Raw genomic sequence first — 20,468 nt, 5'->3', positions numbered from 1 at the left:
GCCGAGCCTCCGTCCCTCCTCACCGCACCAGGATCAGTCCGCAGCCGTACGCCCGGCCATGTCCCAGTCCCCGGGTCAGCACCTGGACGAACACGGCCGGGTCCGTCACCGTCAGCTTGCCCCTGATCTCCGCGCGCGTCAGCCGCAGCCCCTTGTGCGGCGAGGGGCTGGAGACCTGGGGCAGCATCCGGACGCCCAGGTCGTCCGGGTGCGCGTCGGCCCCCAGCCGGGTGAGGCCGGTGGCCTCCACCACGGAGGGCTCGCCGAGCGGCTGGAGCCGGCGGGTGAACCAGGTCCGCACATGGTCGGGCCGGGTGTGCGGCACCCGAGCGCCGCGGGTCTTCTCGGGCGAGCCGGAGGGGGGCGGGAGGCTGCGGACGGGGTTGACCACGGTCCGGAAGTCAACCGTGTCACCGATGCGGAAGGTCCGGTCGAGCGTCAGCGTGACGGCCTCCTCGGCGAGGGCGGCCCGCGGGATCCGGCTCCAGTCGCCGGGCACCTGAGACTGAACCACGAGGGAGAGCAGGGCCTCACGCAGGTTGAGCGTCCACGTGGACAGCACCGCCATCTGGGAGCGGGCGTCGGCGCTGCCGTCGTCCACCCAGCCCCGGAAGCCGCTCATCACCGTCCGGTGCATGTCCTGGGCGTCGATGAGCGACTTGGCCACGTAGGGGTGCCTGGCGTCCAGGGTGAGCAGCGTGTGGGTGGCGACGAACCTGGCGGCCGTGGTGCGGGGCGCGGTCACGGGATGATGTTCCAATCACGGGCGTTCGGATTGATGTCCACGCGCTCCCGGGTCTCCCAGCGGGCGCGGTGCTGGGGTCCCATGGCGTGGAAGCCGACCGGCTGGTCCATCACCGGACCGGTGCCCGGGAGGGGGCGCCCGCTCTCGATCCACGCCCACGGCCGTGGGTCCAGTCGGCGCGGAGGCGCTTCATAGAAGGCCGGCAGCAGGGCCACCGCCCTGAAGACCTCCCTGAGCCTGCCGGGCCAGACACCCAGCGCCAACTGCCCGGACGGCGGGCAGGACTTGCGCCCCAACCACAGCAGGCGCCGGGGATGCTCCAAGGCATGCCCGATCCGCTCCAGCAGCGCCCTGTCCTTGTCCTCGCCTTCGAGCCCGACGAGGAAGGTGGCGTCGGCCAGATACCAGCGCTCCGTGATCAGCGCCTTGCGCCGCACCTCGGCGGAGACCAGCGTCCCGGAGAGCGGATCGGCCGCGATCCTCTTCGGCGCCCCGTACCAGCCCGCCAACTCCTTCCGCCCGAAGGGTCGTACGAGGTGAGGGGACGGTTCGCCGCCCTGCGCGAGGTCGTCGGCCTCCTCGCCGACCGCGAGTGCGGCGGCCGCCCGGCGGTGGTCGGTGGCCAGGTCCCGAGGCCGCAGCGGATACCGGCCGGCGCCCACGGTGTGGTAGTCCCGCACCGGTTTGCCAGGATGGTCGGCCCGCACCCCGAACCGCAGCGGAGCCAGTTCGGCGAGCGGATCAGGTCCGGGCGGATCCCCGGGGTCATCCGAAGGCGCCTCGCGTGGCAGGCCGAGCGCCGCCGCGCACAGTCCGATGACCCCGGACTTCGTCGGCCTGCTGTGGGTGTCACGCCGCCAGAACCGGCTGGCCACACCCCAGGACTGGAGGGGAGCGGCGAGCCGGATGAGCAGGACGTGGCTCACCGCGTCAGCTCCTCGATCATCTTCACGGCGACCACGCTCGCGCCCGCCTCCCTCGATGCGTCCCTCAGCACGGCGTCGATCTGCGGGTCGTAGGTCAGCACCCGTGCATCGGTCAGATCGGGGCGGCGTTCGCTCACGAAGGCGTGGTGGGCCAGCAGTCTGCGCACCGCGGCAGGACCCGCCGGACCCTCGCCGCCCTTGTCGAGCGGGTTCTCGTCCACAGGCAGCTGAAAGGCGGCGGCGTAGTTGTAGGGCCGTTCCCCCTCGAAGGCGAGGACCAGCGCGGGCAGCGATCCGGTAGACGCCGTGGAGTTCTTCTTCGCCTCGGGAAACGCCTCCACGAAGGCGTTCACGAACTCCTTCTCGGCGGCGACGGCGGCGTCCTCCGCCTCGGCCTCCGTCATCCCGGCGATGCGGAGGTTGGTGCGCAGCTGGGTCCGGTCCAGGACAGCGTGGCGGTAGAAGGTACCGGAGATCAGGGACTGGTAGCCGGTCATCCCGGCCCCCGAGTCGTCCGCCGAGTCCAGGAAGTCCAGGGCGTTGCGCTTGCGGTGGAGCTTGGCGTCGTCGGCGGCCGCGTAGAAGTCGTCCACCTGCTCGGCCTCCTGGACGGTGAAGGCGTGGCTGCTCTGCACGGCGCCGTCCACATTCGGGGAGTCCGCGATCTCCGCGAGGAAGCGGCCGTAGAGCGCGATGTCGATGGCGTCCCGGGGGGCGATGGCGAGCAGTACGGCGTCGCGGTGGCGCTTGGCCAGCGGGGGAAGGGTTGTCTCGCCGGGTCCTGTCGTTTCCGTCGTGTCTTCGGTGCCGTCGGGTTCGACGTCGCCGCCGTCTGCGGCACGGGCAGAGCCCTTCCGCGCTCCCCGCCGTCCTCCCCCCTTTCCGGCCGCCGCCTTCTCTTGCGCGGCAAGGTAGTCGTCCCGCCAGGCCCGCAAGTCCTCGGCGTTCTCATGAACGTAGGCGGCGATCCGGTCGCCCGTGTCGGCAGGGGCGAAGAGGAGGACCTTGGTCAGATTGGCCACGGTCTTCTTGGCCCGGTCACCGAACTTGAGCCCGGTGGCCTCGATGACGGCGCGGGCGGTGGCGACCGCCTCTTCCCGCTCCCATCCGTGCGCGGTCTCCAGGCTCCTGGCCGTGATGAGCGCCCACTCCCGGGTACGCAGCCCGGTGCTGCGACCCGCCAGGGCGCCGATCCCGGCGTTGGCCCGGTTCCGTGCGTGCACCCGTTCGGCCCGGCGGCGCGCTTGGCTGCTGATCATATGACGTTCGACTCCGCCATAGACCAGGCTCTTCGGGGAGCCGTTCTCGTCCCTGACCGGGAGCACGGCGACCAGGGTCTCCAGCAGATGCAGGGAGAGGAACTGGCTTCGGGGGGCCTGGGTCACTGGGTCGCGTCCTTCCGCGTCGTGGTGGTGCTGCTTCCGGTCCGGCCGCGCGTTCCCGGATGGTGGAAGTCGACCGACCACCCGTAGGCGATGCGCGCCCGGCGGTCGTACCACCGGGTCAGGTCGTCGGTGAGCCGGGTCCAGGAGGGCGGTGGCTGCTCACAGGAGCGCAGTCGGGTGACCGTGTGCTGGAGGTGCCGCCAGGGGATGCGGCGACTGGCCACCACCCGCGCCAGCAGCCGTTGCGCGCCCGGGTTGTCGGGCCCGCGCCCGGTGCCGTCCCCGATCCTGCGCGCCGCCGTGCCGAGGCTTCCGCTGCCGTACAAGGGCGTGGACCGGCCCTGGTGGTAGACGCCGAACAGAAAGGCCACGTTCTCGTAGATCTCGCGGTGCTTCTGTGGGCTGAACCAGCCCGCGCGGATATGGGCGTCGGTCGTCCTGGTACGGCGCAGTTCGGCCAGGCTGCCGTACTCGCGGTTGTGCACCAGGGACACCAACCAGGCCGTGAGCTGGTCTCCGCCCCGCTGGTCCGGGACGGGCCCGGTCCACTCAAGTCCGCTGCTGTCCCTCATCCACTCCCTCCTCGGAGTTCTACGGGGGCACCGGGTGCGGCAAGCCACTCCCGGAAGCGCTGTTCGGCCCGGGCCCGGGCGCGCATGCCGGTGTCGTTGGCGGGGAGCGAGTCCAGGCGGTGCTTGAGGAAGTCCTCTGCCAGCAGGCGCAGCTCGGCGGTGTAGTCGGGGAGGGCCTGCGCTGCGGGGGCTCCCAGGGCCGTTTCCTCCAGCAGATATAGGAACGGCTGCTCAGCCGCCGGCCAGAACTCACGGCGCGCGTCGAACCGGGCCTGCTGGGCCGGGCGGTCGGCGGGTTTCGGGTTCGGATACACGATCTTCCACGCCGCGTACGCGGCCCGCTCCAGACCGTCGGCAATCCGCTCCGCGACGGCGGAGCCGTGCTGGGAGGCCCAGCACAGCTCGATCTCTTGGGATGGGGCGTACGGAAAATAGCCGTCCGTCCAGGTGGTGACCAGGGTCTTGTCGGCGAGCAGCCCGACGGCCCAGAGGGTGTACGGCGAGCCACCGCCGAGGCCGTCCCCTGTCCTCGCGGCTAGAGTGCGCAGCCGACCGAACAGTCCCTTCTCCTCCTTTGTCGCCGCGGTGTAGAGCGCGTGGGCGTCACGCCACAGCGCCCGGGTCGGCGACGGCCAGAGCGGCCTCCCGTGCCCGTTCACCTTCTGCTTCGAGACCGCGTCCTCGAAATCACGTTCCGGGTCGAGTTCGAGAATCTCACCGGCACCGATCAGCACGCGGGTGACCAGCACGTCCTTGCCATTCGCCGCCGTCACCGGCTCCAGCAGAACCGAGCGTCCCAGACAACTGTGAAGGTCCGCCGGGCCGGAGGTGACGCGTCCCGGCGGCTTGGTTTGGAAACCACGGCGGCTGAAGATCGCGCTCGTCCACGAGTGGTTGAACCGGCCGACCTCGCCGCCGGCGGCCGGGTAGAGGTTCAACCGCAGTGTTTCCCCAAGTGTGTTGCCTTGCGCCACCACCCGGATGCGGCTCTGAAGCCGCCCTGCGGCCAGATTGGTCAGCTTCGGCCCGAGCCACTTTCCGGACAGCCGGGCCCGCCCCGCCAGCCCGTACACATGCTGGACCAACAGCGCCCGGAACGCCTCAGCGGCCGGGATCGGCGTCGGGTCTTCAAGGTGGTGGTGATCAAAGAACTGGCTGTAGTCGCCCACTCGTTCGAGAATCAGCTGGGCCGGGCCGGTGCCCTCCACGTCCATCTTGCATCGCAACTGGCTGTTCTGGCCCAGCGGGGTGTCCCGATGAAAGAGGTCCCAATCACCTGGCGCCCCGTCCGCTAGCCATTCCACAGCCTTGTCGAACGGGTGTCCCTCTATCACCCAGGTGCACCACTCGTCGGGGGACGCCGGGTAGTCCTCGGCCGCGAAGCAGATGGCCAGCAGGTACTCGATAAGCGCAACCGCCTCCCCCGGGGTAGTGCACAGGGGGGCGTGCAGCTCATCGGCCCGCCGGAGGACATCGAGCAGCGAAAAATGGATGTCTTCGCCCTTGGCGGTCAGGGCGGGCACACACGCTTGGTGCCGAGGATCCCAGGAGGGACGCGGGGCGGTGATGTCGGACAAGGTGAGGCGGGCCGCTCGTCAGGTTCCGAAAGGTGACCCAAGGGACCCTAGCAGTAAGCGTGTTGGCGTTCAGGTCGTTTCAAGACACCCCTCGGAAGACGCACATCTGTGCGGCGACCAGTGCTCCAAAATCCCCGCTTGCGCAGGGTGGAGGGCTCGCCCATGCCCTGGACATACGTGACGGGCCATTCCCGCAAGTGCAGGCTCATTCTGTTCCGGCTCCCATGAAGTCTACAAAGACACTACCTTCTTGGGGAAAACCGGTGGCGCATCGGAGTATGGTTTCTGATTGCCGAAACGGACGGCCGCCCCTTGGACGGCCGTCCGCATAATGCCATCCGGCCTTGATTCGCTCGTGTCGGCTGCCGCGGACAGAGCGAAGCCGCTGGCGTCCGGTGTAGCGGTCTCGGCGATTAGGAGTCGCCGAGACCGCATACGTCAGCAGGCAGAGAGGTCAGCGATCAGTGGTGACGCTGGCCGGGAACTGGCCGGCGGACGTTGCGCGGCCCGGTCCTCCCGCCTGCGCGGCTCGGCCGTACGCAGGACCGCTGATTCCTGAAGTGGATCCTCAGCGACAGCTGGATAACCATCGACTTCTCCTTACTCGTTGGGGTGAGGTCTGCATTGCGATCTCACCAGGCCAACGTACGACGGTCACCTGCGGCAGGGAGAGGGCACGAGCGGGCACGCTGCACATCCACCCGATCGGGGCAATCTTGGCTTGCGCATGCCCTTGCAAGCGTGAGTTCCACTTGCACTCACGCTCTCCCGGGTTGAGGCACTCCCTCGTCAACGCGGCGGGCGGCGCTTCATCAGGATGGTGAGGGTGGCTCGGGCATCGCGGCGGCGGTCGGGGGTGCGCGCCAGGATGGAGGTGAGGGCCACGGTAGCGAGGACGAGCGGATAGGTCGCGGCGCCGGCGACGGCAAGGATGGCAGCGTCGTGGAGGGCAGCAGGAAGCACGGGCACGGTGGTCCTTCCGCAGAGCGCCCGGGCTTCGAGTGCCGGGCTGTGGTTCCACTCTGGCGAGCTGGGGCCGGTTAACCGAGGCCTGTGAGAGACCACTGAAAAGCGGCAGGTCAACGGACGTGTCATGCACATTCATGCATCAGGGAGGGAGTCTGATGGACACCAATCCGAAGACACATCAGAGGCGGATGGACTTCGGCGATGCGTTGAAGGGCCTCCTGACCCAGGCCGGGTTGAGCCCTTCGGACTGCGCGACTCGAGTGGGCGTCAGCCGGGAAGCAGTCGACAGGTGGCGGAAGGGTGAGGTGGCGCCCCGGGGCACCAACGCGGACCGGCTACGGCAGTTGGTGAGACAGCTGCGCGGGGAGCTCGGAGAGACTGCCGGGTTTGATGACACATGGCACCATCTGCTGGAGTCCGCCCAACAGGAGGGCGCGGATCGCCGGGGCAGCGCCGAGGGCCGAGGAGAGCTGCGAAAGTGGTTAGCCCGCTTCGGGGCCGAGGACTTCGTGAACAGTGCCCTGCACGATCGAGTCGCGGAACTCCAGGCCATGCGGGACTTCGTCCAGGCCACCGGAAGCGACGCGCCGTCGTACCTCTGGTGGCAGGGGGCGAGTCACGCCGGGAAGTCCGCCCTTATCGCAGACTTCCTGAAGGAACTGCGAGAGGACAAGAACCTCGAGGTCGTGGGCTGGTTCGTTCCCTCAACGCCTGGCGGGACGCCCTCCTCGTACGTCACTCAGAAGCTGGTGGGTCGGTTGTACGAGCTTCTCGACCGGAAGCAGCCCGCCGTCCCTCAGGACGTCACCCCCGAACAGTTGCAGAAGCTGTTCCAGAATGTCGCCATCCGCTGTGCCAACAAGGGCCACAGGCTGCTGGTGATCGTGGATGGACTGGACCGGGACGCGGCCTGGCAGGCGTGGCAGGGCGGCGTGCGGGACGACCACCTCGGCCTGCTGAGCATCCCGGCACTGCTCCCGTATCCCGACGTGCCCCGCCCCCGGCGAGCGTCCAAGCACGATGACAAGCGCACCATCCGGGTCATCGTGTCGAGTCTCCCCGTCACCGAGCCACCACCGGATGTGCCCTCGGACCACCCACTGCGGCAGACCGGGGTGGTACGGGCGCTATCCCCCGTGAAGTTGCTGCCGGGCTACGCCGCCGCTCAGGCACGTGAGGTGCTTGCGCCGCTCTACGAGGCCGAACCCGACCGCACCATCATGGGCCTGCTGGCCTGTGCGGGATCGAACCTGAGCCTGCGTGACCTGACAGAACTGGCCAGGACGGAACGCGTCCAGACGGAACGCGTCTTGGCGGTCGCCCGGTGCCACCGCCTCGGCGGCGGCCTCGACGACGGAGGCCATGTCCTCGTACCAGAACCAGTGCTGCGAGCCGCGCGGGAGAGGACGGACGCCGACCTCCGGGTGCGCTGCCTCGACGCGCTGCATGCCTGGGCCGACGACTGGCAGGGGCGCGGTTGGCCGGCTTCGACCCCGCGCTATTTGCTGTCGCACTACCCGGGGCTGCTGGACGGCCAACAGGGACGCCGGGAACGGTATGTGCTCGACCCTCGCCGCCAGACGCGGATGGTGGCGGCGGGCTTGACGGACGAGGCGCTCGGGCAACTCGACCTGATAGCCGGGACGGAGGACGCGGACCTCACGCTCGCTGCGCGGGTCGCCGCGTCCAGGGACCTGCTGACCTGGCAGGCACGGCCCGTACCGCCCTACTTCCCTCGGCTGTTCGCGCTGGCCGGCGATACGGCTCGGGCCCGGGAACTGGCCCTGTCGGCGCCAAAGGCCACGGACCGGGCGATCTCGCTGTCGAAGGTGGTCGAGGTGCTCGGCCAGGAGGGGCGGGCGGGGAGCGGGGAACTGGCGCACGAGACAGCCCATTGGGCGCAGCACGCCATGGCGGCCGACCGCACCAGGACGTACGCCGGAGGGGAGCCGCCCTCCGCCGAGCTGGCACACGTCGGGTGCCGATTGCGCTCAAGCGGCCACCGCGAGGCGGGGGTCGCGGTGCTCAGATCGGTGGTCGCCTGCGAAACCATGGGCTGGGCGGCCCGAGTCCTGGCCGCCCAGGAACTGGGGACCCACTGCCTCGTCACTCTGGCGGAGCGTGCGGAGGAGCTGAGCCGGGGCGGACCGCAGGAGCAGGCGGAAGCGCTCGAAGCCTGGGCCGAGTTGGTCAAGGGGGCGGGTAGGGACGACAAGGCCTTCGCTCGCTTCGTCGCCGCCGCACTTGGGGTGACGCAGAAGGACGTGAGGACCTTGGGCACCGCCGCGATCCGCGAGCGGGTCGCGATCTTCTGCGCCCGGCTGGAGCCGACAGACTCCCTGCACCACATCGACCTGCTGGCGCTCGGTGCCATCGCCCTCGTGTCGGGCACGTCAGCACCGAGGAGCAAGCAGTCGAGGGAGCTGGCGAAGGAGGCGCGAAAGAGACTGCGCGCCGCCTTCGCCGACCCCGACCGCCTCTCCCCCGCCGACCGCGCCCACCTCGGACTCGAACTGTCCACCACTCTGGCCCGCGTCGTCCACGCGCTGCTGGTCGTCGGACAGCCGGTCGCTGCCAAAGGCTCGCTGGATGAAGTCCCGGACCGGCTCCGTACCGATGTGCTCGGCGACGACATCCGGGAGGCGGCCTTCGCCGTGCTGGAGCCAGGAGGCGCCGTGTACTCCGGCGCTGAAGCGGAGCCGGTCGAGCCCGCCCAGGTCGCGGCGATCGAGGAGGCACTGAGGCGGCACCCAGCACGCGGTGAACGGCTGCTCGCGGAGGCCTTCGGGCAGTGGGAAGGCGAGACCGCGGCCGTGGGCGGACCCGTGTGGAGGCTGCCGCTCACCGAGGCGCTGGCCGCGGACGGGCAGGTCGAGGAAGCGGTGCGGCTCGCAGGAGGTGCGGGCGAAGCCGGTCTACGGGCGAGGGGTCTGGCCGCCGTGTCGATGGGCTGCTCGGCGAGCGGGGCCGCGGCCGAGGCGGCGCGGTATGCCCGGGAGGCCGCGGCGGAGGCCGAGGGGCTGGAGGACGCGGTGGTACGGGGAGCGGTCGCGCAGGCGCTGGCGCACAGCGGTGACGCCGAGGCTGCGGAGCGGTGGACGCGCGGAGAGGGGGCGCGGGGCACGTCGCGTCACCAGGATGAGCAGTCTCGTAGCGCCGTGGCGGTGGGCCTGGCCCCGTACGACTCCAGAGCCTCCGGTCGGCTGGTGGCGGAACGTCTCGCCGTACTGGAGCGGTCGGCGCGTGCGCCGTACCTTCGCGGCAGGCTCCTGCCCGAGGTGGCGGAACTCCTGCTGGCGCTCCCCGAACCACGACGGCCCGATGCCCGTATGCGCACGGCGCTGGAGAGTTTCCGCGCCGCCCAGGGGGAGGACATCCGGTCGTGGGACCCGCGCGCGGTGCTGGTGCATGCGCTGCTCGATCTGGGCCCGATCCCCCATGGTTCGCCGCCGCTGGGGGCCAGGCTGGAGAGCTGGGAACGATCCATGGCCGGTACGCCCCATGCCGTGGGTCCGCCGGTCGCGGAATGGGCCGTGCTGCACGCGGCCCGCGGGGAGGTCGAGGCGGGGTGCCGGATCGCCGAACGGGGTGGGACCTCGCAGGAACGGGCGGCGGCTCTGGCTGCGGTGGCGACTTGCCTCGCGGGGGTCCGGACGGTGGTGCCCGCTGCCCAGGCCGACGGGGCTCAAAGGGATTCCGGACTTGGCTTCCTGGCGCTGGCTCACGCCCTCGGTCCGGAGTCGGCTCCTGACGAGGAGCGGGCTCGGCACCTGGTACGGCAGGTGCTGGCGACTGAGCACTGGTACTACGCACTGCCGTTGCTGCCCCGGCTCGCCCCGGACGCGCTGCCCCCGCTGGCGGACCTCGCGCTGACTCATCTCCGGCTCCGGCCGAGTGATTGAAGGGTGGTCAAGGGGGTGCAGCGGCCGGAAGGCAACCTTCCACCCTCTGCCGGCTTCCTCAACCAGTAGTCCATAGAAGGAGGTTCGAGGGAATGGGTACGGACGCGGTGGATGGTGTTGTCAGACCGCTGCCGGAGACGCTGCGGGAGCATGCACGGCGGCGCGGCGGGAAGGCCGCCTTCGAGGACGGGCGTACCCGGCTGACCTATGGCGAGCTGGAGCGGAGAACCGGGCGGCTGGCCGGGCATCTGGTGCGGCTCGGGCTGGGGCGGGGCGAGCGGGTGGCGATCCTGCTGGGCAACCGGGTGGAGGCGGTGGAGAGCCTGCTGGCCGTCGTCCGGGCGAGCGGGGTGGGCGTGCCGCTGGATCCGGGTAGCTCCGGGCCCGAGCTGGCCCGGCTGCTGGACGACTGCGACGCGCGGGTGGTCATCACGGAGCGGGATGGGCCGGTGCTGCCGTCGCGGCCGGGAGCGGTCCTGGTCGTGGTCGACGGTTCCTCGGAGGAACAAGAAGGACAGAGGTACGAGGAGTTGGTGGGGGCGGAGCCGGGGGCGCCGGCCCGGGATGATCTGGCGCTGGACGAGGTGGCGTGGATTCTCTACACCTCGGGATCGTCGGGGGCCCCGAAGGGCGTGCTGCTGAGCCAGCGCAACCGTCTCGCTCCGGTGGCGGCCGGGCTCGCCGGGGTGCTCGGCATGGACGCGGACGATCGCCTGCTGTGGCCGTTGCCGCTGCACCATGCCATGAGCCATGTGGTCTGTACCGTCGGGGTGACGGCGACCGGGGCGAGCGCGATGGTGCTGCCACGGTTCACGGTGGCAGAGGTGTTGCATCGGCTCAGGGGTGGGGAGGCGCCGTTCACGTTGCTGGGTGGGGTGCCGACCACGTACTCCGCCTTGCTGGACGCGGTGCGGGGCGAGGTGGTCGGAGGGCGGGACGACGGGCTGGGGACGGCCGCGCTACGGGGATGTGTCAGCGGCGGCGCCTCCGCCGGGCCCGCGTTCCGGCGGGACTTCGAGGCGATCTGCAAGGTGCCCTACCTGGAGCACTACGGCAGCACCGAGGCCGGGCCGGTCACCATGGTGGCACCGGACGACGGGACGGCGGCCGAGGCCTGCGGCCGGGTGCTGCCCGGCACCCGGGCCCGGGTCGGCGGCGGTGGTGCGGGTGGACGGGAGGTGGGTGAAGGGGAGTTGTGGGTGAGCGGGCCGGGGGTGACGGCCGGGTACCACGGGCGGCCGGAGGCCACCGCGGAGGTGCTGGTGGACGGCTGGTTCCGCACCGGGGACCTGGCCAGGCTCGACGGCTCGGGGCAGCTGGTGATCACCGGCCGGGCCGGTGATCTGATCATCCGCGGCGGGGCGAACATCCACCCGTCCGAAGTGGAGGCGGTGCTGCGGCGGTTGCCGGGTGTGGCGGACGCCGCGGTGGCCGGGCGGCCGCACCCGGTCTTCGGTGAGGTGCCGGTCGGCTATCTGGTGCCCGAGCCCGGCGTTGCGCTGGACCGGCGCAGGCTGCTGGCCGCCTGCCGTACCCAGTTGACCGCGTACAAGGTGCCCGCCGAGCTGTACGAGGTGGAGGAGATCCCTCGTACGTCCTCCGGGAAGATCCGGCGGCGTGCGCTGGCGGAGCTGGGTGGGCAGATGCCGGGTGGGCGGATGCCGGGGGTGGTGAGTCCGGCTGCTGCGGCGGAGGGCCTTGGGGATGCGGCGGAGGTGCTGAAGCTGGTGCGGCGTGAGGCGGCGGCCGTGCTGGGGCGCCCGGGTGAGGAGGTGGAGGCCCAGACCGCGCTGCGCGATCTGGGCATGGACTCGCTGGCGGCGACGGTGCTGAGGGAGCGGCTGTCGGCGGCGACCGGGCTGCCGCTCTCCGAGGCCGTGGCCTTCGACTTCCCCACCGCCGCCGCGCTCGCCGACCATCTTCGGGGGCGGGGGGTCTCCGTCTCGGAAGGGCCCGGGGAGCAGGGTGCGGGCGTCGGGGTGGAGGACGACCCGGTGGTGATCGTGGGGATGGCGTGCCGTTATCCGGGTGGGGTGGCCTCTCCGGAGGAGCTGTGGCGGCTGGTGGCCGAGGGCCGGGACGCGATCGGCCCGTTCCCCGACGACCGGGGCTGGGACGTCGAGGCGCTGTACGACCCGGACCCGGAGCGGCCGGGGCGGACCTATGTGCGCGAGGGCGGCTTCCTCACCGGGGTGGACCGCTTCGACCCGGGCTTCTTCGGCATCTCCCCACGCGAGGCCCCGGCCATGGACCCGCAGCACCGGCTGCTGCTGGAGGTGGCCTGGGAGGCGTTCGAGCGCGCCGGGCTGGACCCCCGGGCACTGCGCGGTTCGCCGACCGGGGTGTACGCCGGGCTGATGTACAGCGACTACGCGAGCCGGCTCACCGAGACGCCGGAGCATGTGGAGGGGTACCTCGGCATCGGCAACGCCGGCAGCGTCGCCTCGGGCCGTATCGCGTACACCTTCGGGCTGGAGGGTCCGGCGATCACCGTGGACACGGCCTGCTCGTCGTCCCTGGTGGCCCTGCATCTGGCAGCCCAGGCGCTGCGCCGGGGCGAGTGCTCGCTGGCGCTGGCCGGCGGGGTCACCGTGATGTCGGCGCCCTCGTCGTTCGTGGAGTTCAGCCGGCAGCGGGCGCTGTCGCCGGACGGCCGCTGCAAGGCCTTCGGGGCGGCCGCCAACGGTACGGGCTGGGCCGAGGGCGCCGGGATGCTGCTGCTCACCCGGCTCTCCGAGGCGCGCCGGGCAGGATTCGAGGTGCTGGCTGTGGTGCGCGGGTCGGCGGTCAACCAGGACGGTGCGAGCAACGGGCTGACGGCGCCGCACGGCCCGGCACAGCAGCGGGTGATCCGGCAGGCCCTGGCGGACGCGCGGCTGGCGCCCGGGGACATCGACGCGGTGGAGGCGCACGGTACGGGCACCCGGCTGGGCGATGTCATCGAGGCGGAGGCGTTCCTGGCCACGTACGGGAGCGAGGCGCGGGAGCGTCCGCTCTGGCTGGGCTCGGTCAAGTCGAACATCGGGCACACCCAGGCCGCCGCCGGGGTGGCGGGCATCATCAAGACGGTGCAGGCGATGGCGTGCGGGGTGCTGCCGCGCACCCTGCACGCCGACGAGCCGACGCCCCGGGTGGACTGGTCGTCGGGACGGGTGGCGCTGCTGACCGGGGAGGTGGACTGGCCGGCCGGGGCGGGCCGTCCGCGCCGGGCCGGGGTCTCCTCCTTCGGCATCAGCGGCACCAACGCCCATGTGATCCTGGAGGAAGCCCCCGCGGGCCCACCCCCGGTGGCGCCCGTGGGGACGGGGGCGGTACCGGTACCGGTGCTCTTCCCGCTCTCGGCGAGGAGCGGCCCGGGGCTGCGGGACCAGGCCCGGCGGCTGTACGAGCGGGTGGCCGCCGACCCGGGCCTGGCGCCGGTGGATGTCGGGTACTCCCTCGCCACCACCCGGGCGGCCTTCGAGCACCGGGCGGTGTTCCTGGCCAGGGACCGGGAGGGGCTGCTCGGCTCCCTGCGGGCGGTGGCGGAGGGTGGCCCCGAGGCGGGGCTCGGGGTGCGGAGGGGCACCAGCCGGGAACACGGCCCGCTCGCCTTTCTCTTCACCGGGCAGGGCAGTCAACGGGCGCGGATGGGTGCGGAGTTGTACGCGGCTCGGGAGCTGTTTCCCGCCTTCGCCCGGTCGTTCGACGAGAGCCGCGCACTGCTGGACCCGCTGCTGCCGGTGCCGCTGCGGGAGGTGGTGTTCGCCGACGGTGACGCGGAGGCGGGCGCGCTGCTGGGCACGACCCGGTTCGCGCAGCCCGCGCTCTTCGCCCTGGAGACGGCGCTGTTCCGGCTGCTGGAGTCCTGGGGCGTACGCCCGGATCTGGTGGCGGGCCACTCGGTGGGCGAGGTGGCCGCGGCGCATGCCGCCGGGGTGCTGTCGCTCGTAGACGCCTGCACCCTGGTGGCCGCCCGAGGCCGGCTGATGGACGCCCTGCCGCCGGGCGGTGCCATGGCCGCGATCGGGGCCGGGGAGGGGGAGGTGGCCGCCCGACTCGCCGCACAGCGGGGGGTGGTGGAGATCGCGGCCGTCAACGGGCCCGGCTCGGTGGTCGTTTCGGGGGACGCGGAGGCGGTACGGGAGACGGTGGCGTACTTCCGGGAGCGAGGCCGGTCCACCACGCCGCTCCGGGTGAGCCATGCCTTCCACTCCGCCCGGATGGAGCCGATGCTGGGCGAGTTCGCCAAGGTGGTGGGAGCGCTGGACTTCGCCCGGCCCTCGGTTCCGCTGGTCAGCGCGGTGTCGGGGCGGGCCGCCAGTGAGGAGGAGCTGTGCTCGCCGGAGTTCTGGGTGGACCAGGTCCGCCGCCCGGTGCGCTTCGCCGACGCGGTCGAACATCTCGGCGCCCTGGGTGCCGCGCACCATCTGGAGCTGGGGCCGGACGGGGTGCTCAGCGGGCTGGTACGGGACTGCCTGGCGGCTGATGGCCCGGGGGCCGGTGCCTCCCCGGCGGCCGGGCCGTCGCCGCTGGTGCTGCCCACGCTACGGGGTGGGCGGGCCGAGGCGGACACCCTGCTGGACGCCGTGGCGGCGCTGTACGCCCACGGGGTGCCGGTGGACTGGCGGGCGCTGTTCACCGGGCGCGGCGGGCGGCGTACCGCGCTGCCCACGTATGCCTTCCAGCGCCGTCGCTACTGGCTGGACGCGCCTGCCCGGCAGCGGTCGGGCGCGCCCCGGCCGGAGGGGCGGGCCCATCCGTTCCTGTGGTCCCGGACCCAGACGGCCGATGACGGTGGGCTGCTGCTGCACGGGCGGCTCTCGCTCGCCGACCAGCCCTGGCTGGCCGACCACACGGTGGCGGGTGCGGTGCTGCTGCCCGCGACGGCGCTGGTGGAGATGGCGCTGTACGCGGGCGGGCTCGCCGGTACGCCGGTCCTGGAGGAACTGGTCCTGACCGCACCGCTGCCCCTGCCCGGGGACGGCTCCGTCGAGGTGCAGCTGAAGGTGGCGGGGGCGGACGCGGAGGGGCGGCGGTCGGTGGTCTTCCATGCTCGGCGGGAGGGCGGGCCGTGGGAGCGGCATGCCTCGGGGAGGCTGGCGGTGGAGCAGAGGGAGGAGGCGGCGGAGAGCCGGGGGCCGGAGGTGGCGTGGCCGCCGCCGGGGGCGGTGCCACTGCACCGTGACGAGCTGCACCGTGACGAGCCGGACGCCGACCCGTACTCCCTGCTGGCCGGTGGAGGGTTGGGCTATGGGCCGGCCTTCCGGGGGCTGCGGGCGGCCTGGCGCGGCCGGGACGGGAAGGCGCTGTACGCCGAGGTCGAGCTGCCCGAGGCGGTTACCGGAGCCGGGGCGGCCTCGGCCGGTGGGGCGGCCTCGGCCGGTGGGGCGGCCTCGGCCGACGGGTTGGGCTCGGCCCACGGGTTGGGCTCGGCCGGTGGGGCGGGCTCCGCCGACGGGGTGGGCTTCGCTGTGCATCCGGCGCTGCTGGACGCCGCGTTGCATGTGCTGGCGCTCGACGGTCTCTCGGCGGACGGCACCGGCGGCGGGCCGGAACGCGGGATCGCGCTGCCGTTCGCCTTCAGCGGCGTACGGCTGCACTCCCCCGGCACCCGGCGGCTGCGGGTGCGGATGGTGCCCGGGCCGGACGGGCGGACCGGGGTGCGGCTGACCGACGAGGCGGACGCCCCGGTGCTGACGGTCCGATCGCTGGACCTCCGCCCCCTGCCGCCCATGGCTCGACCGACGGCGGGGCTGCACCGGATCGACTGGGTGCCGTTGCCCCGGCCGACCGGGGAGTCGGGGGCGGGGACAGGGTGGGGCGTCCTGGGCGAGGTGGGCGAGGCGCTGGTGGAACGGCTCGCTCCCCCGGGCTCCGGGGTCCCTGTGTACGCGGATCCGGCGGCGGTGGTGGCGAGCGGCCGGGCGCCGGCCGTGGTGGTCGCCCCGCTGCCGATGCCGCCGGAGGCCCGGCCGTCGGAGGCGGGACATGACCGTGTGCCGGGGGCGGCCGAGGTCGGCTGGGTCGCGGCCCGGGCGCTGGCCCTGGTGCAGGGGTGGCTCGCCGAACCACGGTTGTCGGACTCTCGGCTGGTTCTGGTCACCTCGGGCGCGGTCGCGCTGGACACCGCCGGGGAGCGGGGTCCGGTGCCGGTCCATGCGCCGGTGTGGGGGCTGGTCCGCTCGGCGCTGCGGGAGGATCCGGGCCGCTTCGCGCTCGTCGACGTGGACGAAGACGCGGAATCCTGGCGCGTGTTGGCCGCGCTGGCGGCTGCCCCGGAGCTGGGTGCGGAGACGGCTGTGCGGCGGGGTGCGGCGTATGCGCCGGAGCAGGTCCGCTTGGAGGTTTCCCCGGGCATGCGGCGGCTCGATCCGGAGGGCACCGTGCTGGTCACCGGCGGCACGGGTTCGCTGGGCATGCTGGTGGCCCGCCATCTGGTCGCGGCCTATGGCGTGCGCCGGCTGTTGCTGGTCGGCCGCCGCGGCCCGGAGGCTCCCGGGGCCGCCGAACTCGTCGCGGAGCTGGCCGAGTCGGGCGCCCAGGTGACCGTACGGGCCGGTGATGCCGCGGACCGGACGGCGCTCGCCGCCCTGCTCGACGAGGTGCCGCCGGAGCATCCGCTGACCGGGGTGGTGCATACGGCGGGTGTGCTGGACGACGGGATCGTTCCGGCGCTCAGTGCCGACCGTCTGGAGCGGGTGCTGCGGCCCAAGGCGGATGCCGCGCTCCTCCTGCACGAGCTGACCCGGGACCTCGACCTGGCGGTCTTCGCGCTGTTCTCCTCGGTGGCGGGGACGTTCGGCTCGGCCGGGCAGGCGGGCTACGCGGCGGCCAACTGCGTACTGGACGCCCTGGCCGTGCACCGCAGGCGGCTCGGTCTGCCGGGTACGTCGATCGCCTGGGGGCCGTGGCGGCAGAGCGGCGGGATGATGGCGCACCTCACCGAGGTGGACCTGCGGCGGATGGCCCGGGCCGGGTTCGCCCCGCTGGAGGCGGAGGAGGGGCTGGCGCTGTTCGATGCCGCGGTGGGCGGCGACGATCCGGTGGTGGTGGCGGCCCGCCTCGATCCGGAGGTGGTGAGGGGTGGCGGGGCCTTGGCACCCGTACGGCCTCGACGGGTCGACGCTCCGGGCGGCACCGGCTCGCTCCTCGGCCCTCGGCTGACGGCCGCCGCCTCCCGGGGTGAGCGGGAGGGGTTGCTGCTCGCCGAGGTCAGAAGCCTGGCCGCGCTGGTGCTCGGGCATCCCGAGGGGGCGGAGGCGATCGCCCCGGACGGGCTGCTGGCCGAGCTGGGCCTTGACTCGCTGGCCGCGGTGGAGCTGCGCAACCGGCTCTCGGCGGCGGTCGGGTCGGCTCTGCCCACCACCCTGCTGTTCGACTTCCCCACACCGCGCGCGGTCGCCGCCGAGCTGGTGGAGCGTCATGCCCGGGAGACGGCCGGTGCCGGGTCCGAACTCCGGGCCGACCGGGGCCGGGTGCCGGAGACGGGGGGTGGTTCCGACTTCCTCGGTGCCCTCTTCCGTAGCGCCTGCGCCCAGGGGAGGACCTATGACGGCATGGTGCTGCTCACCGCTGCCGCTCGGCTGCGGACCGTCTTCGACGCCGCCGGGGCGCCCGGTGCGGTAATCGCGCCCACCGTGCTGGCGGCAGGTGGCGCGGGGGCCCGGGTGGTCTGCTTGCCCGCCCTCAGCCCGCTGTCCGGGCCCCAGGAGTACGCGCGGTTCGGGGCCGGTCTGCGGGATCTGCGCCCGGTGTCGGCGCTGCGCCATCCGGGCTTCGGGCCCGGGGAGGCGCTGCCGGCCGACCTGGACGCCCTGGTCACCGCCCAGAGCGCGGCGGTGCGCGCGGCGGCGGGCGGCGGTGAGCCCGTGGTGCTGCTGGGGCGCTCGGCCGGCGGCTGGGTGGCGCAGGCGGTGGCCGAGCGGCTGGAGGCGGAGGGCTCCGGTCCGCTCGCTCTGGTCCTGGTCGACACCCATCCCAGCGATGACACCGGGAGCGCCGGGGAGCTGTCCGCGATGACCGCGGACATGCTGCACCGGGCGGCGGAGTTCGCCGCGGCGGACCCCGGCCGGCTCACCGCCATGGCCGGCTACTTCGGCCTGTTCGCCGGCTGGGAGCCCGCCCCGCTGTCCTGCCCGACGCTGTTCGTACGGGCCCGGGACCTGCTGCCGGGCACCGAGCCGGCCCCGGCGTGGGGCCGGCCGCACTCCGAGGTCACCGTGGACGGGGACCACTTCACCATGCTGGAGGAGCATGCCCGTACCACCGCCCGGGCCGTCGACCGCTGGCTGGCCGAGGTGCTCTCCCGCTAACCCGCCCTGGTGAAGTCGGTGCGGGCGACGTACTCCGAGAAGTCGCGGGGCGGGCGGCCCAGCGCCTGCTGGACGCCGTCGGTCACCTCGGCGCCGCGCTCCTCGCGGATGTGCCGGAACAGCGCGGCCAGCAGCTCGGTGTCGGCCTCGGGAAATCCGGCGGCCGCGAGGTCTGCGCGGTAGGCGGCCTCGTCCACCGGAACGAAGCGCAGCGGGCGGCCGGAGGCGCGGGCGATCTCCGCGACCGCGTCGCCGAAGCTCAGCGCGCGGGCGCCGGAGAGCACATAGGTGCGACCGGTGTGCCCGTCCTCGGTGAGGGCGACGGCCGCCACCTCGGCCAGGTCCTCCAGGTCGACGAAGGGTTCGCGGCCCTCGCCGGTCGGCAGCCGCAGCTCGCCCTCGCCCAGCAGGGGGGCGAGCAGCTCGAACTCGGTGAAGTTCTGGGCGAACCAGGTGGGGCGCAGGATCGTCCACTCCAGGCCGGATTCCCGGACCGCCCGCTCGGTGGCCAGGTTGTCCTCGCCGGGCAGCTCGTCCCAGACCCGGGCGGAGAGCAGCACCAGCCGCCGGGCCCCGGACTTGGCGGCGAGCTCGGCGAAGCCCGCCACCTCGGCGGGCGCGTCCGCGGTCTCGGAGTCCACCACGTACACGGCGTCGACGCCTTCCAGGGCCGGGCCCCAGGTCGAACGGTCGGACCAGTCGAAGCGGACCGCGCTGCGGCGGGAGGCGACGACGGGGTCCAGCCCGCGGCGGCGGAGCTCGGCCGCGACCCGGCTCCCGGTCTTGCCGGTGCCGCCGAGCACCAGGATCGTGGAGGGGGCGGAGGAAGTGTGAGTGGTCATGGGCGCCAGTACACCGCCTGCGGGCGGCACCGGCGATGGCTGATCCACTCGTTTCGATGTCCGATCGTCTCGTTTCCCGCCGGTTTCCCTTAGGGGTGGTACCTCGTTTCCCACCGGTTTCCCTGGAGTCGGTGCCTCGTTTCCCGCGGTTTCCTTCGGGAATCGCGGTCGCCGGGGGTTTGTAGGATCGGGTGGCATGGATGACGCGTTGTCGGGCCTGCTCCAGGATGTCCGCCCGCAGGGGGCGCTCTTCGACCAGTCGGTGGTCAACCCCCCGTGGTCGCTGCGTTTCCTGGACGCGGCCCCGCTCTCCCTGCTGACCATGGTCAGCGGTGGCGGCTGGGTGGTCCCGGACGGCGGGGAGCCGGTGCGGGTGCTCCAGGGTGACGTGGCGATCGTGACCGGGCCTGAGCCGTACACGGTGGCGGACGATCCGGGGACGCCGCAGCTGGTGCTCGTGCACTCCGGCGACCGGTGCACCACCCCGGGCGGGGCGCTGGTGGTCGGGGACGCCCTGCCGATGTGCGGGCCCGGCCCGGCGGTCGACGGGCAGGGCGGCGCGAAGCTGCTCCGGGGCACCTTCCAGGTGCGGGGCAGCGTCTCGGAGCGGGTGCTCACCGCCCTGCCGAGGGTGGCGCTGGTGCCCGCCACCCCGGAGGGCTGCCCGGCGCTGGAGATGATCGAGGCGGAGCTGCGGCGGGACGCCCCCGGGCGGCAGGTGATGCTCGACCGGCTGCTGGACCTGCTGCTGGTGTGCGCGCTGCGGGAGTGGTTCGAGCTGCCGGGCGCCCAGGCCCCGTCCTGGTACCGGGCGCATGCGGACCCGGTGGTCGGGCGGGCGCTAAAGCTGATGCACGGGGATCCGGCGCGCGGCTGGACGGTGGCCTCGCTGGCGGCGGAGGCGGGGGTGTCCCGGGCCCGGTTCGCGCGCCGGTTCGGCGAGCTGGTCGGGCAGTCCCCGATGGCGTATCTCACCGAGTGGCGGATCTGCCGCGCCGCCGATCTGCTGGCCCGTACCGACGCCACCGTGGACGCGGTCTCCCGCCAGGTCGGCTACGCCAACGCGTACGCGCTGAGCGTCGCGTTCAAGCGCACCCGCGGGATCCGCCCCACCGAGCACCGCGCCCGGGCCCGGGCCCAGCGGGGGGCGGGCCAGGGGCCGGGGACGGCCCACCAGCGGGTGACCGAGGTGGCCGGGGCCCTCGTCGCGGGACGGTTGGCCGCGGTGGCCGGCGCCCGGGGCTGAACCACCGCGC

10 protein-coding genes are annotated in these 20,468 nt (G+C 73.0%); 3 read left to right on the top strand and 7 right to left on the bottom strand.

The window, feature by feature from the left end:
* Positions 1 to 19: 19 nt before the first annotated feature.
* The 6 genes from cas6e to M1O15_RS13375 all read right to left on the bottom strand — a co-directional run bounded on the left by cas6e (position 20) and on the right by M1O15_RS13375 (position 6,168).
* Complete coding sequence (gene cas6e / locus M1O15_RS13400; protein WP_248634025.1) at positions 20 to 745, bottom strand: type I-E CRISPR-associated protein Cas6/Cse3/CasE; 726 nt, start codon at positions 743 to 745, stop codon at positions 20 to 22.
* Positions 742 to 1,671: a type I-E CRISPR-associated protein Cas5/CasD gene (gene cas5e, locus M1O15_RS13395; RefSeq protein WP_248634024.1), complete on the bottom strand. Its 930-nt coding sequence runs from the start codon at positions 1,669 to 1,671 to the stop codon at positions 742 to 744. The genes cas6e and cas5e overlap by 4 nt, the downstream gene beginning before the upstream one ends.
* Positions 1,668 to 3,056: a type I-E CRISPR-associated protein Cas7/Cse4/CasC gene (locus M1O15_RS13390; RefSeq protein ID WP_248634023.1), complete on the bottom strand. Its 1,389-nt coding sequence runs from the start codon at positions 3,054 to 3,056 to the stop codon at positions 1,668 to 1,670. Before M1O15_RS13390 ends, cas5e begins: the two co-directional genes overlap by 4 nt.
* Positions 3,053 to 3,628 carry a type I-E CRISPR-associated protein Cse2/CasB gene (gene casB / locus M1O15_RS13385; protein WP_248634022.1) on the bottom strand — a complete coding sequence of 192 codons (576 nt, stop codon included), beginning with the start codon at positions 3,626 to 3,628 and terminating at the stop codon, positions 3,053 to 3,055. Before casB ends, M1O15_RS13390 begins: the two co-directional genes overlap by 4 nt.
* Positions 3,625 to 5,151 (bottom strand): type I-E CRISPR-associated protein Cse1/CasA, encoded by a 1,527-nt coding sequence (locus M1O15_RS13380; protein ID WP_248634021.1) that lies wholly within the window; start codon positions 5,149 to 5,151, stop codon positions 3,625 to 3,627. Before M1O15_RS13380 ends, casB begins: the two co-directional genes overlap by 4 nt.
* A gap of 843 nt (positions 5,152 to 5,994) precedes the next feature.
* Entirely contained in the window at positions 5,995 to 6,168 is a 174-nt protein-coding gene (locus M1O15_RS13375; RefSeq protein WP_248634020.1) for a hypothetical protein, read from the bottom strand.
* 161 nt (positions 6,169 to 6,329) lie between these two features.
* Between M1O15_RS13375 and M1O15_RS13370 the strand changes: the two genes are divergently transcribed.
* Together M1O15_RS13370 and M1O15_RS13365 are read left to right on the top strand one after the other, a co-directional pair.
* Positions 6,330 to 10,076, top strand: coding sequence for a helix-turn-helix domain-containing protein (locus M1O15_RS13370; protein WP_248634019.1), 3,747 nt, complete (start codon positions 6,330 to 6,332; stop codon positions 10,074 to 10,076).
* Between the two features lie 92 nt (positions 10,077 to 10,168).
* Positions 10,169 to 18,370, top strand: a complete 8,202-nt coding sequence (locus M1O15_RS13365) for a type I polyketide synthase (protein ID WP_248634018.1) — start codon at positions 10,169 to 10,171, stop codon at positions 18,368 to 18,370.
* Here M1O15_RS13365 and M1O15_RS13360 read toward each other — a convergent pair.
* Positions 18,367 to 19,212 carry an NAD(P)H-binding protein gene (locus M1O15_RS13360; RefSeq protein ID WP_248634017.1) on the bottom strand — a complete coding sequence of 282 codons (846 nt, stop codon included), beginning with the start codon at positions 19,210 to 19,212 and terminating at the stop codon, positions 18,367 to 18,369. The two genes, M1O15_RS13365 and M1O15_RS13360, sit on opposite strands and share 4 nt — an antisense overlap.
* Positions 19,213 to 19,408: 196 nt before the next feature.
* On the opposite strand from M1O15_RS13360, the gene M1O15_RS13355 reads away from it, so the two are divergent.
* Positions 19,409 to 20,458, top strand: coding sequence for an AraC family transcriptional regulator (locus M1O15_RS13355; RefSeq protein WP_248634016.1), 1,050 nt, complete (start codon positions 19,409 to 19,411; stop codon positions 20,456 to 20,458).
* Positions 20,459 to 20,468 lie beyond the last annotated feature (10 nt).

Origin of the sequence: Streptomyces lichenis, assembly GCF_023218175.1 — a bacterium.
In the GTDB taxonomy this organism is placed as follows: domain Bacteria; phylum Actinomycetota; class Actinomycetes; order Streptomycetales; family Streptomycetaceae; genus Streptomyces; species Streptomyces lichenis.
The sequence above is the reverse complement of the archived record's forward strand: the minus strand, read 5'-3'. Positions and strand labels throughout refer to the sequence as shown.